Raw genomic sequence first — 14,984 nt, 5'->3', positions numbered from 1 at the left:
TTCCTGAATTCGAGAAGTGAGAGGCAGTTGGCGCCTGTCGCGGCAACGCTATATATAGTGGCAACAAGGTGAGGTCAAGCGCAGCATTCTGCGCGACCCGCCGTTATTGCCCTGAAAAAAGACTGGCTTCGGCCTGCACCAAAGCAAAGCGCGGGACCTGCTCGCCGTCAACTTCGACGGTCTCCAGGAACATGCTCAGAGGGCGCACCCAAAAGCCGTATTCGCCATACAGTGCTTGGTAGAACACCACTTCTTCTTCGGTTTCGGAGTGCCGCGCCACACTGAAAACACGGTACTGCGGACCTTTATAATGCTGGTAGAGCCCTGGTTCGACTTGCATGCTCTGGCCCTCTTACAAAATTTGTTAAAAAAAAAATACAAAACCACCCAAAAACAAAAACCGGGGCACTGGGCCCCGGCTTCCGTCAACTCAACGCTTAGACGCGTTCGAAGACGGTGGAAATGCCTTGGCCGAGACCAATGCACATGGTTGCAACCCCAAGGTTGCCGCCATTTTGCTTCATCACGTTAAGCAAAGTGCCGGAGATACGTGCACCGGAGCAACCGAATGGGTGGCCCAGGGCAATCGCACCGCCGTGCAGGTTAACCTTCTCGTTCATCTTGTCGAGTACTTTCAAATCTTTCAGCACTGGCAGGGCCTGTGCAGCGAAAGCTTCGTTGAGCTCGAAGAAGTCGATATCGGAGATGGTCAGGCCCGCGCGCTTCAAGGCTTTTTGTGTGGCCGGTACTGGACCATAGCCCATGATCGCCGGGTCCACACCCGCCACGGCCATCGAACGGATCACCGCCAGCGGCTGGATACCCAGGTCCTGGGCACGCTGCGCCGACATCACGATCATGCACGAAGCACCGTCGGTGATTTGCGACGAAGTGCCCGCCGTCACGGTGCCGCCCTTCGGATTGAACGCTGGCTTCAAGGCCGCCAGGCTTTCCAGGGTGGTGTCCGGACGAATGGTTTCGTCGTAGTCGAACAGTTTCAGGAAACCGTTCTCGTCGTAACCGTTCATCGGGATGATCTCATCCTTGAACTTGCCTTCCACGGTCGCCTTGTGGGCGAGCTGGTGGGAACGCACGCCGAACGCGTCCTGGGCTTCGCGGGTGATGCCGTGCATTTTGCCGAGCATTTCCGCGGTCAGGCCCATCATGCCCGAGGCTTTCGCCGCGTACAGCGACATGTGCGGGTTAGGATCGACGCCGTGCATCATGCTGACGTGGCCCATGTGCTCCACGCCGCCGACCACGAACACATCACCGTTACCGGTCATGATCGCTTGCGCAGCAGTGTGCAGCGCGCTCATCGACGAGCCACACAGGCGGCTGACGGTCTGGCCGGCAGCGGTGTGCGGGATCTGGGTCATCAGCGACGCCATGCGCGCGATGTTCCAGCCCTGCTCCAGGGTCTGGTTGACGCAGCCCCAGATCACGTCTTCGACTTCGTTCGGATCGACCTTGACGTTACGTTCCAGCAATTTGCTGATCAGGTGCGCCGACATGTCTTCGGCGCGGGTGTTGCGGTGCATGCCGCCCTTGGAGCGGCCCATTGGCGTGCGACCGAAGTCGACAATCACCACGTCTCTTGGATTCAAGCTCATAAATATTCTCGCTCTAGTCGTCTGGGCGCTTAACCGAAGAAGCTCTGGCCGTTCTTGGCCATCTCACGCAGCTTCGCGGTCGGGTGGTACAGCGGGCCCAAATCAGCGTATTGATCAGCCAGGGCAACGAACTCGGCCACACCGATCGAGTCGATGTAACGCAGCGCACCACCACGGAATGGAGGGAAACCAATACCGTACACCAGGCCCATATCGGCCTCGGCGGCGGTTTCGACGATGCCGTCTTCCAGGCAACGCACGGTTTCCAGGCACAGGGCGATCATCATCCAGTTGATGATGTCTTCGTCCGACACCTCACGCTGCTCATAGATGACAGGCGCGAGTACTTCGTGAACCGATGGATCGGCCACTTTCTTCTGCTTGCCCTTCTTGTCGGCCTCGTAGGCGTAGAAACCCTTGCCGTTCTTCTGGCCCAGGCGCTTGGCCTCGTATAGCGCGTCGATCGCCGAGCGGCGGTCGTCTTTCATGCGGTCCGGGAAGCCTTCAGCCATCACGTCGCGACCATGGTGGCCGGTGTCGATGCCGACCACGTCCATCAGGTACGCCGGGCCCATCGGCCAGCCGAATTTTTCCATGACTTTGTCGATGCGCACGAAGTCCACACCGGCGCTGACCAGCTTGGCGAAACCGCCGAAGTACGGGAACAGCACGCGGTTGACCAGGAAGCCCGGGCAGTCATTGACCACGATCGGGTTCTTGCCCATTTTCTTCGCGTAGGCAACGGTGGTGGCAACGGCCAGCTCGCTGGACTTCTCGCCACGGATCACTTCCACCAGCGGCATCATGTGCACCGGGTTGAAGAAGTGCATACCGACGAAGTTTTCCGGACGCTTGAGGGCCTTGGCCAGCAGCGAGATGGAAATGGTCGAGGTGTTCGACGCCAGAATGGTGTCTTCCTTCACGTGGCCTTCGACTTCAGCCAGTACGGCCTGCTTGACCTTCGGGTTCTCGACAACCGCTTCGACCACCAGGTCGACGTGGCCGAAATCGCCGTAGGACAGCGTAGGACGAATGCCGTTAAGCACCTCAGCCATCTTCGCCGCGGTCATGCGACCTTTGTCCACGCGGCCGACCAGCAGCTTGGCGGCTTCCGCCAGGCCTTGCTCGATACCGTGCTCGTTGATGTCTTTCATCAGGATCGGCGTGCCTTTGGACGCCGACTGATAGGCGATACCGCCGCCCATGATACCGGCACCGAGAACGGCAGCCTGTTTCACGTCGCGAGCGATTTCGTCGTAGGCCTTGGCCTTTTTCTTCAGTTCCTGATCGTTCAGGAACAGGCCGATCAGGCTCTGGGCTGCCGAGGTTTTCGCCAGTTTGACGAAGCCTGCCGCTTCCACTTCCAGGGCTTTGTCGCGACCGAAGTTCGCCGCCTTCTGGATGGTCTTGATCGCTTCAACCGGCGCCGGGTAGTTCGGGCCGGCCTGGCCAGCCACGAAACCTTTGGCGGTTTCGAACGACATCATTTGTTCGATGGCGTTGAGCTTGAGTTTTTCCAGCTTCGGCTGACGCTTGGCCTTGTAGTCAAATTCGCCGCTGATGGCGCCCTTGATCAGGTTCAGTGCGGCTTCGGCCAGTTTGTCCGGGGCAACCACGGCATCGACGGCACCGACTTTCAGCGCGTCTTCAGCACGGTTTTCCTTGCCGGCAGCAATCCACTCGATGGCGTTGTCGGCACCGATGATGCGCGGCAGACGGACGGTGCCGCCAAACCCTGGGTAGATGCCCAGTTTGACTTCAGGCAGGCCGATCTTGGCCGTGGCCGACATGACGCGGAAGTCCGCCGCCAGGCACATTTCCAGGCCGCCGCCCAACGCGATGCCGTTGATCGCAGCGACGGTCGGTACGTTGAGGTCTTCGAAATCGCTGAAAATCTTGTTGGCTTCGAGGTTGCCAGCCACCAGCTCGGCATCGGGCAGCTTGAAGTTGTCGACGAATTCGGTGATGTCCGCGCCGACGATAAACACGTCCTTGCCGCTGGAAACGATCACACCCTTGACCGAGGCATCTGCTTTGATGGTGTCTACGGCCTGACGCAATTCATTCAGGGTTAGACGGTTGAACTTGTTGACGGACTCACCCTTGAGGTCGAATTTCAATTCGACGATGCCACTTTCAAGAGCCTTAACCGTGATGGCTTTACCTTCGTAAATCATCAACTGATCTCCACGATATGGACGCTGAACAGTACACATTGGACGCTGGCCTATTGGTTGGACATTGAGGTTTTCGTCAACGTTCAGGCCAATCCGCCAGGCACACCCGCCAATGCGATAGTCGGGGTTCTGTATGAGCGGTCTGACAGACAAACGCTCAATTCATACGCCCGTTTGATTTGGGTACGCCACCTTCATCCAATTCCGGGCAATTGTCAATCGCTCGAAAGGCTAGGAAAAACGCGACTTTCCAGTCACTTCAGAACCCGAACCACAGGCACGCGCCTCGTCAATATTCAAATATTCAAATATTCACGAAATCAATAAGAGAAAAGTTGTGGAAAAGGGCTGTACAGAACGGGATATGCGGCTAGGCTAGCCGCAACCGTAAAGCGTCTGGATGAATATCCGACGCGTGCAACACGAAATTACCGGCCTGCCTGGCCAACTCCAGCCCGATGATGATGTCGGGCTTTTTATTGCCTGTTGTTTATCAGGCCAGGGCCTTGAGCAGCTTGTCGATGTCCTGCAACACAGTCGCCTCGCCCTTCTCGCCCCAATACAAGGCGATCATCTGCTTGTCGGCCTCGATCTTGTAGACGTTGTCCGGCAGCGTCGAAAAATACGGCAACAACTTCTCATCGATGCAGACTTCACGCCATTGGTTGACCCACACCCCCGGCTCCAACTGCCAGTAGCTCCACAGCGCCGGCGTGCTGCCCCGCCGTGGCCGACAGTACTGCGCACAGGGGCTCGGCGGTTCCTGCTTGAGCCAGTGCGGCCACTCCTGGGGCGACAACTGCATGGCCAGGCCGATGCGGCGCGCCTCCATGCGCAGGGCCATGCGCCCGCTCTGATGGCGCGACGGACGCAGCCATGCCAGAGGGCTCAACACCACCACAAGGATTGACACCACTATCCAGACCGTCATATGTGTACTCCCGAATTTCTAGATGAGCGGATTTGATCTGACGCAACCCCATCCGCTTGAAAGCAGCCATACTGAATTTATTGCAGTCCCTTGGAGGAACGCCTCATGCCCTACCAACATATTCTGGTCGCTGTCGATCTGACCGAAGAGTGCGATCCAGTGATCAAGCGCGCACAGGAATCTGCATTGGCCAATGGCGCCATTCTCTCGCTGGTGCATATCGTTGAGCCCATGGCCATGGCCTTTGGCGGCGATGTGCCGATGGACCTTTCCCAGTTGCAGCAACAACAGTTTGATCAGGCCAAAGAGCGTCTTGACCGTCTGATTCTCAAATACCCGCACTTGAAAAAGGAAGACTGCCACCTGACCTACGGCCAACCGCGCCAGGAAATCCACCACCTGGCCAAGGAAAAGGCCTGCGACCTGATCGTGGTCGGCAGCCATGGCCGTCATGGTTTGGCGTTGTTGCTGGGCTCTACCGCCAATGACGTGCTGCACGGTGCGCCGTGCGACGTGCTGGCCGTCAAGCTGGTCAAAGCCCCTTAAGCCCTACCGAGATCAACCTGTGGGAGCTGGCTTGCCAGCTCCCACATTTTTAGATCGCATTTCATATAAAAAGCCCGGCGCTCATAGGAATGAACGCCGGGCTTTTTTAGTGCAGCAAGATCACTCAGGCATCCAACTCAGCCCAACGTTCAACCAGCACTTCCAACTCCTGGTTCAACGTCTCCAGGGAAGCAATGACCTTGGCCGTCTCAGCCGCCGGACGCAGGTAGAAACCCGCGTCAGCCATGTCCGCTTCAACCGCCGCGATCTGCTGTTCCTTGGCCTCGATATCACCCGGCAAGGCTTCCAGCTCACGTTGCAGCTTGTAGCTCAGCTTCTTCTTGGCAGCCGGTGCAGCTTCGACAGCCGGCTCAGCAGCAGCCACCGGAGTGACCACCGCCGAGTTCAAGTCGGCCTTGCCGGACTTGCTCTCGGTCACGCCCAGCAGGCGCGGCGAGCCGCCCTGGCGCAACCAGTCCTGGTAACCACCGACATATTCACGCACCTTGCCTTCACCTTCAAAGACCAGGGTGCTGGTGACCACGTTGTCGAGGAATGCCCGGTCGTGACTGACCATCAGCACGGTGCCGTTGAAGGTCAGCAGGACCTCTTCCAGCAGTTCGAGGGTTTCCACGTCGAGGTCGTTGGTTGGTTCGTCGAGCACCAGCAGGTTGGCTGGTTTGCTGAACAGCTTGGCCAGCAGCAGGCGCGCACGCTCACCACCGGACAAGGCTTTCACCGGCGTACGCGCACGTTGCGGGCTGAACAGGAAGTCGCCCAGGTAGCTGAGGACGTGGCGGCTCTGGCCGTCGATGTCGATAAAGTCGCGGCCTTCGGCGACGTTGTCGATCACGGTTTTTTCCAGGTCCAACTGGTGGCGCAACTGGTCGAAGTAGGCCACGTCGATGCGCGTGCCCTCTTCCACGGTGCCGCTGGTCGGTTGCAGGCCGTTAAGCATCAGCTTGAGCAAGGTGGTCTTGCCGGTACCGTTGGCGCCAAGCAGGCCGATACGGTCGCCGCGCTGCAGGACCATCGAGAAGTCCTTGATCAGGAACGGGCCGTTCGGGTGATGGAAACTGACGTTCTCCAGCACCATCACCTGCTTGCCCGACTTGTCGGCGGTATCCAGTTGGATATTGGCCTTGCCGGTACGCTCACGACGCTCGCTGCGCTCAACACGCAGGGCTTTCAGGGCACGTACACGGCCTTCGTTACGGGTGCGACGGGCCTTGATGCCCTGGCGGATCCAGACTTCTTCCTGGGCCAGCTTTTTGTCAAACAAGGCGTTGGCGGTTTCTTCCGCCGCCAGCGTGGCTTCCTTGTGCACCAGGAAGCTGGCGTAGTCGCCGTTCCAGTCGATCAGGCCGCCACGGTCCAGTTCGAGGATGCGCGTGGCGAGGTTTTGCAGGAAGGACCGGTCGTGCGTGATGAACAGCACGGCGCCCTGGAATTCCTTGAGGGCTTCTTCCAGCCAGGCGATCGCGCCGATATCCAGGTGGTTGGTCGGTTCGTCGAGCAGCAGCAGGTCCGGCTCGGACACCAGGGCCTGGGCCAGCAGCACGCGGCGACGCCAGCCACCGGACAACTCGGCGAGGGTCTTGTCGGCCGGCAGTTGCAGGCGGCTCAGGGTGCTGTCGACCAATTGCTGCAAGCGCCAGCCGTCACGGGCTTCGAGGTCTTGCTGGACATGCATCAGCTTGTTCAGGTCGTCTTCGGTGACGCAGTTCTGTGCGAGGTGATGGTACTGAGCCAGCAACTCACCGACGCCGTCGAGGCCTTCGGCAACCACGTCGAACACTGTCCGTCCGTCGGCCACCGGCAATTCTTGCGGCAATTCGCCGATCTTGAGGCCCGGGGCACGCCAGACAGAGCCGTCATCGGGCTTCTGGTCGCCTTTGACCAGCTTCATCATGCTGGACTTGCCGGTGCCGTTGCGGCCGATGATGCACACCCGCTCACCACGGGCGATCTGCCAGGACACCTTGTCCAACAACGGCATAGCGCCGAAAGCAAGGGACACATCGCTGAATTTGAGCAGGGTCATACGCTTCTCCAAAAACTGGGCGCGCATTCTACCTGAGTTAGGGGTGGGATGCGGCTGGCATTTTCTATATAGACACGTTCTGTAGGACATTTCCGAGCAACCTGAACGAACCGGCTGGCAAAGCTTTCGCCTGCGTCGAGCAAAAGGCTAAGCTAGGGGCAATCAGTGTCGGCCGCGCCGGCGCTATTCGTGATTTCTCTGCACGGACGTCTCATGCGCAGTCGCCTTTTCAACTTTTTATCTTGTCTGCTTCTTTCCGCCACTGCCGCCCAATCTGCCCAGGCCGTGGACCTCACCACCCAACGCCAGTATTACGATGAAGCCAAGCGCGCCCTGGCCAAGGGTGATTCCGGCCCTTACATGCAATACAGCCAGGCGCTGGCCGACTATCCGCTGACGCCGTACCTGGCCTATGACGAGTTGACTGCGCGCCTGAAAACCGCGAGCAACGAGGAAATCGAACAGTTCCTCGGCAAAAACGGCGACCTGCCCCAGGCCAACTGGATGAAGTTGCGCTGGTTGCGCTGGCTGGCCGACCGTGGCGACTGGCAGACCTTTGAAAAGTACTACGACCCCAAGCTCAATTTCGTCGAGCTGGATTGCCTGCACGGCCAGTTCCAGCTCACCCATAATTTGAAGGCCGAAGGCTACAAGACCACCGAAAAGCTCTGGCTGACCGGCAAGTCCCAGCCTGCCGCCTGTGATGCCACCTTTGCCCAATGGGCCGCCGATGGCCAACTCACCGAGCAGAAGATCTGGGACCGCGCCAAGCTCGCCGCCGAAGCGCGCAACTACGCGCTGGCCAACAGCCTGGTAAAAACCCTGCCCACCTTGGGTGCCCAAGGCCGCTTGATGGTGGACGTGGCGCAAAAACCCGACATGCTCGGCGACCCGTCGCGCTTCCGGCCGGTCAACGAAGCCATGTCTGACGCCGTGGGCCTGGGCCTGCGCCGTCTGGCGCGCCAGGACCCGGACAAGGCCATGGCCCTGCTCGACGGCTACGCCAGCAGCATGCACTTCTCCCGTGACGAAAAAGTGTCGATCGCCCGCGAAATCGGCCTGACTCTGGCCCGTCGCTACGACCCGCGCGCCCTCGACGTGATGACCCAATACGACCCGGAATTGCGCGACAACACCGTGTCCGAATGGCGTCTGCGCCTGCTGTTGCGCCTGGCACGCTGGGAAGATGCCTACCAGCTCACCCGCAAGCTCCCACAGGATCTGGCGACCACCAACCGCTGGCGCTACTGGCAGGCCCGCAGCCTGGAACTGGCCGAGCCGAAAAACCCGCAAGCGCTGGTGCTCTACAAAAACGTGGCCAAGGAGCGTGATTTTTACGGCTTCCTCGCTGCCGACCGCTCCAAATCCCCGTACCAGTTGACCAACCGACCGCTGGTGATGAGCCAGGCGCTGGTCAACAAAGTGCGCAACACCCCAGGCGTACGCCGTGCCCTGGAGTTCTACGCCCGCGGCCAGATCGTCGATGGCCGCCGTGAGTGGTACCACGTCAGCCGCCACTTCAACCGCGATGAAATGGTCGCCCAGGCCAAGCTGGCCTACGACATGAAGTGGTACTTCCCGGCGATCCGCACCATCAGCCAGGCGCAGTACTGGGACGACCTGGACATCCGCTTCCCGATGGCCCACCGCGACACCCTGGTGCGCGAAGCCAAGGTGCGTGGCCTGCATTCGAGCTGGGTGTTCGCCATCACCCGCCAGGAAAGCGCCTTCATGGACGACGCGCGCTCCGGCGTCGGCGCCAGCGGCCTGATGCAACTGATGCCCGGCACGGCCAAAGAGACTGCACGCAAATTCAGCATCCCCCTGGCCTCCCCGGCCCAAGTGCTCGACCCGGACAAAAACATCCAGCTCGGCGCCGCCTACCTGAGCCAGGTGCACAGCCAGTTCAACGGCAACCGCGTGCTCGCCTCCGCCGCCTACAACGCCGGCCCCGGCCGCGTGCGCCAATGGCTGCGTGGCGCCGACCACCTGAGTTTCGACGTATGGGTAGAAAGCATCCCATTCGACGAAACCCGCCAGTATGTGCAGAACGTGCTGTCTTATTCGGTGATCTACGGGCAGAAGCTCAACTCACCGCAGCCGCTGGTGGATTGGCATGAGCGTTATTTTGATGATCAGTAAGGCGTAAAGCAGCAATGAAAATGCCCGCATTGAGAGATGCGGGCATTTTTTATGGGCTGGCGTTTAGTGTGAAACCTGTTCTTCAACCCCATCACTGAACTGCAAGGCCGCCAACCGCGCATACAACGGATTGCTCGCAATCAACTGCTGATGCGTGCCCACCGCCACCAGCTTGCCCTGGTCCATCACCGCAATCCGGTCGGCGTTCTTCACCGTCGCCAGTCGATGGGCGATCACCAGCGTGGTGCGCCCTTGCATCAGTTGCGGCAGCGCTTGCTGGATCAAATGCTCACTCTGCGCATCCAGCGCGCTGGTGGCTTCGTCCAGCAACAAGATCGGCGCATCCACCAGCAAGGCGCGGGCGATGGCCAGGCGTTGGCGCTGGCCGCCGGAAAGGCCCATGCCGCCGTCGCCCAGGTGGGTCTGGTAACCGTCGGGCATTTGCAGGATGAAATCGTGGGCGTGGGCGATGCGTGCGGCGGCTTCGACCTGTTCCTGGGTGGCGGACGGGTTGCCGTAGCGGATGTTCTCTTCGACGCTGCCGAAAAACAGCGCCGGGCTTTGGGACACCAGGGCGAAGTGACGGCGCAGGTCCATGGGGTCTAGCTCGGTCAGCGGCAGGCCTTCGATCAGGATGCGACCGTGCTGGGGGTCATAGAAGCGCAGCAACAGATCGAAGATAGTCGATTTTCCCGCGCCGGACGGGCCGACCAGCGCCAGGGTTTCACCGGGATTGATCGTCAGATTCAGGCCGTCGATGGCGTAGCTGTCGGGCCGCGACGGGTAAGAAAAGCGCAGGTCTTGCAGCTCCATACGCCCGCTGACCCGCCCCGGCAGTTGGACCGTGCCAGTGACCGGCGCCTGGATCTCGTTGCTCGACTGCAGCAATTCACCAATGCGCTCGGCCGCACCGGCGGCGCGCTGCAACTCGCCTAGCACTTCGCTGAGGGTGCCGACCGCACTGCCGACGATCAGGCTGTAGAACACGAACGCCGCCAGCTCACCGCCGGAAATGCGCCCATTGATCACGTCCATGCCGCCAACCCACAGCATCACGCCCACCGCCCCCAGCACCAGCATGATCACCAGGGTAATCAGCCACGCGCGTTGGAGGATGCGCTTGCGCGCCGTGGTAAACGCCTCTTCCACGGTCACAGCGAAGCGCTTTTCGTCCTGTACCTGGTGGTTGTAGGCCTGCACGGTCTTGATCTGGCCAAGGGTCTCGGACACGTAGCTGCCCACGTCCGCGATGCGGTCCTGGCTCTGGCGCGACAGGCTGCGCACGCGGCGGCCGAAGATCAGGATCGGCGCCAACACCAGCGGCAACGCCACCACCACGATGCTGGTGAGCTTGGGGTTGGTGACAAACAGCAACACGATGCCGCCGATCACCATCAAGGCATTGCGCAGGAACAGCGACAGCGAAGAGCCGATTACCGATTGCAGCAACGTGGTGTCGGTGGTCAGCCGTGACTGGATTTCCGAGCTGCGGTTGTTCTCGTAGAAGCCGGGATGCAGGTAGATCAGGTGGTTGAACACTTGGCGCCGGATGTCCGCCACTACCCGCTCGCCGATCCACGACACCAGGTAGAACCGCGCAAAGGTGCCCACGGCCAGGCCCAGCACCAGCAGCATGAACAAGCCGATGGACTGGTTGAGCAGGTGCGGTGACTGGGTCATGAAGCCCTGGTCCACCAGCAGGCGGATGCCCTGCCCCATGGACAAGGTGATGCCCGCCGTGACAATCAGCGCCAGCAAGGCACCCAACGCCTGCCAGCGATAGGGCGCAATAAAGCGGCTGGCCAGGCGAATCGCACGGCGTTGACGGATCGAGAACATGGAGGGCTTCACCTGCGCAAGGAGGATAGGTATCTACACAGCAACATTGGGGGAACTTGGGTAAATAACAATGAGTCAGGTTAATTATGCCCGCCGATATGGGCCCCTAGAGGCTATCGGTCTAATGCCCGGCTGGAAATTTGTAGCGGTTTCTGGTGGACTGAGGGTTCGAACCGGTGATCTTGCAAGGAGTTGTAACAGCGCGGTCACGCGGGGGAATTAGAGTAGGTACACAACCTGATGAGGAGACAGGCCATGACCTTGCACACTAGCAGCACTGACAAAGTAGAAGTCGTCCGCACAGCGCATCAGGCCAACCTGGGTTGCTCGATCATCGACGCCCAAGGCCGCGAAGTGCCGATTACCGAAGACATGATCCAGCAAGCGTGCCGCGAGCTGGAACAGCGACTGGTCACGCCTGCCAAGCAAGGCTGAAGCGCCCAAGCTCTTTCTGACCCGGCCCAGGTGGCCGGGTTTTTTATGGGATTAAATGACCGTCGCGCCCAATGCCGACACGATACTTGCCAGCGCTGCAGACTCCCCATTGATACGCACCTTCAAGCCATCGATCTCGCGGCGTGCCGGGTAATGCTTGCGCAGCAGGTCAAAAGCCTTGCGCTGCTCTTCCACGGTACCTACAAGGCTGCGGCGGAAATCCGCATCATCGCGGCGTGGGTCGTACACACTGCGGCACAAGGTCGCCAGCGCCCAGGCCGGATCGGTTTCGGCATTCAGATGCACCTCGGCCAGCCACAACGGCGGCAGCAGGTCACTCAGTTGAATGCTCGGTTCCTGCCCCAGATGTGCACAGAACGCCTGGTAGATCTGCGCCGTGCCGCGCTGGCGACCTTCCAGGCTGTAACCGGCGATATGGGGCGTGGCCAGCACGCACAGGTCAGCCAGATCGACATCCACCGCAGGCTCGCCCTCCCACACATCGAGCACCGCTTGCAGGTCTTCGCGCTCCAGCAACACCTCGCGCAGGGCCGCGTTGTCCACCACCGGGCCACGGCTGGCGTTGATCAGCCAGGTGCCGGGCTTGAGTTGATCAAGGCGCTGGCGGTCGAACAGGTGCCAGGTGGAGCCCTTGCCGGACTTGGTCAGCGGCGTGTGCAGGCTGATCACATCACACTGCTCGATGATCTGCTCCAGGCTGACGTAATCGCCCCCTTCGGCGCTCTGCCGGGGCGGATCACACACCAGCACGTTCCAGCCCAGGCCCTTGAGCACCTTGACCAGCCGCCCGCCGACTTCGCCAGCACCGACAATGCCGTAAGTGCGCTGATTGAGGTCGGCGCCTTCGATCTCGGCCAGGGTCTGCAGGCTGCCCAGCACGTAGTCCACCACGCCCCGCGCATTGCAGCCGGGGGCGCTGGACCACTGGATGCCGGCCTGCTTGAAGTAATCCAGGTCCAGGTGATCGGTGCCGATGGTGCAGGTGCCGACAAACTTAACCGACGTGCCTTCCAAGAGCGCGCGGTTGACGTTGGTCACCGAACGCACCAGCAGCACATCGGCCTGCTCGACCGTGGCGCGGTCGATGGCACGGCCGGGCACGCGGCGGATCTCGCCAAACCCTTCGAAGAAGGCGTCGAGCAGCGGAATATTTTCGTCGGCAACAATCAACATGGCAGGCTCCTTTCGCGGACCCGCAGTGTACACACATCCCATGTGGGAGGGCTTGTGTGGGAGCGGGCTTGCTCGCGAAGGCGGCGTGTCAGGCGACTGATTTGTTACTGACCCACCGCATTCGCGAGCAAGCCCGCTCCCACACAAGCCCGCTCACACAGGGGATTTGTGGTGTTTGAGACAGCGCTTACAAATCGCTAACACAGGATTTTTCCTGACCATCATGTCAAGGCGTAGAATCCGCCGTCCTTGCGCCTCCCTTTACTCCTGGACACCCGTACGTGAACACTGCCACCGCCGCCCTCACCCGCCCCGCCCGCATCAGCCGGGAAGTGCGCGACCTGCTGACGCTCGCCCTGCCGATCATGATCGGCCAGTTGGCCACGACCGCGATGAGCTTTGTCGATGCGGTGATGGCCGGGCGTGTCAGCCCGCAGGATTTGGCGGCGGTGGGCCTGGGCAATTCGATCTGGATTCCGGTGTACTTGCTGATGAGCGGCACGCTGCTGGCCACTACGCCCAAAGTCGCCCAGCGTTTCGGCGCCGGCCACTTCAGCGAGATCGGACCGTTGGTACGTCAGTCGCTGTGGCTGGCAGTCGTAGTCGGGATCATGGGGGCGCTGTTGCTGTTGTGCGCCGAACCGATCCTGCACGCCATGAAGGTCGAAGCCGACCTGATCGCGCCGTCCATGGGCTACCTGCACGGTATCGCCGCTGGCATGCCGGCCATCGCGCTGTACTACGTGCTGCGCTGTTTCAGCGATGGCCTGGGGCGCACGCGGCCGAGCATGGTCATGGGGCTGTTCGGCCTGGCGCTGAATATTCCGATGAACTACATCTTCATCTACGGTCACCTCGGCCTGCCGGCCATGGGCGGCGTAGGCTGCGGCTGGGCCACGGCCATTTCGATGTGGGCGATGGCGATTGGCCTGGCCGTATGGACACGTTTCGGGCCGGCCTACCAGAGCAGCGAACTGTTCAAGCGCTTCGACTGGCCGCAATGGGCGGTGATCAAGCGTGTACTGGGCATCGGTCTGCCGATTGGCATCGCGATCTTTGCCGAATCGAGCATTTTTGCGGTGATTGCGCTGCTATTGGGCAGCCTCGGGGCCACCGTGGTGTCCGGCCATCAAATCGCCCTGAACGTCAGCTCGCTGGTGTTCATGATCCCCTACTCCCTGAGCATGGCCGTCACCGTGCGCGTCGGCCAGGCCCTCGGGCGCGGCGAGCCGCGTGAGGCACGCTTTGCCGCCGGGGTCGGCATGGGCACCGCGGTGGCCTACGCCTGCCTGTCGTGCAGCCTGATGCTGGTGTTTCGCGAGCAGATTGCGGCGATCTATACCCCGGACCCGATCGTGATTCACCTGGCATCGACGCTGATCGTATTTTCCGCGCTGTTCCAGTTTTCCGACTCGATCCAGGTCACGGCTGCCGGCGCACTGCGCGGCTACCAGGACACCCGGGTGACCATGGTGCTGACGCTGTTTGCCTATTGGGGCGTCGGGCTGCCGGTCGGCTATGCGCTGGGGCTCACCGACTGGCTCGGCGCAGCAAGCGGCCCGAGCGGTTTGTGGCAGGGCCTGATCGTCGGCCTGAGCTGTGCGGCGGGGATGTTGCTGGTGCGCCTGGCGCGCAGTGCACGCCGACGCATTCGCGCGGCCAAGGCCGTGGGTTAAGCGGACTTCTTGCGGATCCAGTACAGGTACGTACCGGCCTGTTCCTGCTGATCCACCAGCTCGTGGTCAAGGAACACGCAGAACTTGGGGATATCGCGACGGGTCGACGGATCGGTCGCGATCACCTTGAGCAAGCCACCGGGCGGCAGGTCGCGGATGTGCTGGTGCAGCATCATCACCGGCTCGGGGCAGTTGAGGCCGGTGGCGTCGAGGATGCCGTCGACCGGCAGATCCTGGGATTGGCTCATATCTCACTCCTGAAAACGGCCCGCTCTTGTGTGGGAGCGGGCTTGTGTGGGAGCGGGCTTGCTCGCGAATGCGGTTTACCAGTCACTGATGATTTGACTGAACCACCGCTTTCGCGAGCAAGCCCGCTCCCACAGGGGT

At 60.9% G+C, this 14,984-nt stretch carries 12 protein-coding genes; 4 read left to right on the top strand and 8 right to left on the bottom strand.

The window, feature by feature from the left end:
* Nucleotides 1–103: 103 nt before the first annotated feature.
* From DBR46_RS22880 to DBR46_RS22860, 4 genes are all read right to left on the bottom strand, one after another.
* Nucleotides 104–340, bottom strand: a complete 237-nt coding sequence (locus tag DBR46_RS22880; protein ID WP_124528032.1) for a DUF1653 domain-containing protein — start codon at nucleotides 338–340, stop codon at nucleotides 104–106.
* Nucleotides 341–437: 97 nt separating this feature from the next.
* Nucleotides 438–1,613 carry an acetyl-CoA C-acyltransferase FadA gene (gene fadA, locus DBR46_RS22875; protein ID WP_026136849.1) on the bottom strand — a complete coding sequence of 392 codons (1,176 nt, stop codon included), beginning with the start codon at nucleotides 1,611–1,613 and terminating at the stop codon, nucleotides 438–440.
* Between the two features lie 29 nt (nucleotides 1,614–1,642).
* Nucleotides 1,643–3,790 (bottom strand): fatty acid oxidation complex subunit alpha FadB, encoded by a 2,148-nt coding sequence (fadB, locus tag DBR46_RS22870; protein ID WP_124528031.1) that lies wholly within the window; start codon nucleotides 3,788–3,790, stop codon nucleotides 1,643–1,645.
* Between the two features lie 493 nt (nucleotides 3,791–4,283).
* On the bottom strand, nucleotides 4,284–4,721 hold the full coding sequence (locus tag DBR46_RS22860; RefSeq protein ID WP_124528030.1) for a hypothetical protein: 438 nt from the start codon (nucleotides 4,719–4,721) through the stop codon (nucleotides 4,284–4,286).
* Between the two features lie 105 nt (nucleotides 4,722–4,826).
* Here DBR46_RS22860 and DBR46_RS22855 point away from each other — a divergent pair, with 105 nt between their 5' ends.
* Entirely contained in the window at nucleotides 4,827–5,267 is a 441-nt protein-coding gene (locus DBR46_RS22855; protein ID WP_124528029.1) for a universal stress protein, read from the top strand.
* Nucleotides 5,268–5,391: 124 nt separating this feature from the next.
* Here DBR46_RS22855 and DBR46_RS22850 read toward each other — a convergent pair whose 3' ends face one another.
* On the bottom strand, nucleotides 5,392–7,311 hold the full coding sequence (locus tag DBR46_RS22850) for an ATP-binding cassette domain-containing protein (RefSeq protein WP_017737329.1): 1,920 nt from the start codon (nucleotides 7,309–7,311) through the stop codon (nucleotides 5,392–5,394).
* A gap of 213 nt (nucleotides 7,312–7,524) precedes the next feature.
* Here DBR46_RS22850 and DBR46_RS22845 point away from each other — a divergent pair, with 213 nt between their 5' ends.
* The gene (locus DBR46_RS22845; protein ID WP_026136848.1) at nucleotides 7,525–9,453 is read left to right on the top strand and encodes a transglycosylase SLT domain-containing protein; all 1,929 of its coding nucleotides are present in this window, start codon (nucleotides 7,525–7,527) and stop codon (nucleotides 9,451–9,453) included.
* A gap of 63 nt (nucleotides 9,454–9,516) precedes the next feature.
* Here the strand turns inward: DBR46_RS22845 and DBR46_RS22840 are convergent, their stop codons facing one another.
* A complete protein-coding gene (locus DBR46_RS22840; RefSeq protein WP_124528028.1) occupies nucleotides 9,517–11,292 on the bottom strand; it encodes an ABC transporter transmembrane domain-containing protein in 1,776 nt (591 codons plus the stop codon).
* 255 nt (nucleotides 11,293–11,547) lie between these two features.
* On the opposite strand from DBR46_RS22840, the gene DBR46_RS22835 reads away from it, so the two are divergent.
* On the top strand, nucleotides 11,548–11,727 hold the full coding sequence (locus tag DBR46_RS22835; RefSeq protein WP_017737326.1) for a PA1571 family protein: 180 nt from the start codon (nucleotides 11,548–11,550) through the stop codon (nucleotides 11,725–11,727).
* A gap of 51 nt (nucleotides 11,728–11,778) precedes the next feature.
* Here the strand turns inward: DBR46_RS22835 and pdxB are convergent, their stop codons facing one another.
* Nucleotides 11,779–12,921, bottom strand: coding sequence for a 4-phosphoerythronate dehydrogenase PdxB (pdxB, locus tag DBR46_RS22830; RefSeq protein ID WP_124528027.1), 1,143 nt, complete (start codon nucleotides 12,919–12,921; stop codon nucleotides 11,779–11,781).
* A 281-nt stretch (nucleotides 12,922–13,202) separates the two neighbouring features.
* Between pdxB and DBR46_RS22825 the strand changes: the two genes are divergently transcribed.
* Nucleotides 13,203–14,597, top strand: a complete 1,395-nt coding sequence (locus DBR46_RS22825; protein WP_124528026.1) for an MATE family efflux transporter — start codon at nucleotides 13,203–13,205, stop codon at nucleotides 14,595–14,597.
* Here the strand turns inward: DBR46_RS22825 and tusA are convergent.
* Nucleotides 14,594–14,845, bottom strand: coding sequence for a sulfurtransferase TusA (gene tusA / locus DBR46_RS22820; protein ID WP_017737323.1), 252 nt, complete (start codon nucleotides 14,843–14,845; stop codon nucleotides 14,594–14,596). The genes DBR46_RS22825 and tusA overlap by 4 nt on opposite strands.
* Between the last annotated feature and the right edge of the window lie 139 nt (nucleotides 14,846–14,984).

This window comes from Pseudomonas sp. KBW05 (assembly GCF_003852405.1).
Taxonomy (GTDB): domain Bacteria; phylum Pseudomonadota; class Gammaproteobacteria; order Pseudomonadales; family Pseudomonadaceae; genus Aquipseudomonas.
The sequence above is the reverse complement of the archived record's forward strand: the minus strand, read 5'-3'. Positions and strand labels throughout refer to the sequence as shown.

Coding starts and splice junctions, on each gene's coding strand:
- DBR46_RS22880 (WP_124528032.1), bottom strand. CDS start 340: ATGCAAGTCGAACCAGGGCTCTACCAGCATTATAAAGGTCCGCAGTAC.
- fadA (WP_026136849.1), bottom strand. CDS start 1,613: ATGAGCTTGAATCCAAGAGACGTGGTGATTGTCGACTTCGGTCGCACG.
- fadB (WP_124528031.1), bottom strand. CDS start 3,790: ATGATTTACGAAGGTAAAGCCATCACGGTTAAGGCTCTTGAAAGTGGC.
- DBR46_RS22860 (WP_124528030.1), bottom strand. CDS start 4,721: ATGACGGTCTGGATAGTGGTGTCAATCCTTGTGGTGGTGTTGAGCCCT.
- DBR46_RS22855 (WP_124528029.1), top strand. CDS start 4,827: ATGCCCTACCAACATATTCTGGTCGCTGTCGATCTGACCGAAGAGTGC.
- DBR46_RS22850 (WP_017737329.1), bottom strand. CDS start 7,311: ATGACCCTGCTCAAATTCAGCGATGTGTCCCTTGCTTTCGGCGCTATG.
- DBR46_RS22845 (WP_026136848.1), top strand. CDS start 7,525: ATGCGCAGTCGCCTTTTCAACTTTTTATCTTGTCTGCTTCTTTCCGCC.
- DBR46_RS22840 (WP_124528028.1), bottom strand. CDS start 11,292: ATGTTCTCGATCCGTCAACGCCGTGCGATTCGCCTGGCCAGCCGCTTT.
- DBR46_RS22835 (WP_017737326.1), top strand. CDS start 11,548: ATGACCTTGCACACTAGCAGCACTGACAAAGTAGAAGTCGTCCGCACA.
- pdxB (WP_124528027.1), bottom strand. CDS start 12,921: ATGTTGATTGTTGCCGACGAAAATATTCCGCTGCTCGACGCCTTCTTC.
- tusA (WP_017737323.1), bottom strand. CDS start 14,845: ATGAGCCAATCCCAGGATCTGCCGGTCGACGGCATCCTCGACGCCACC.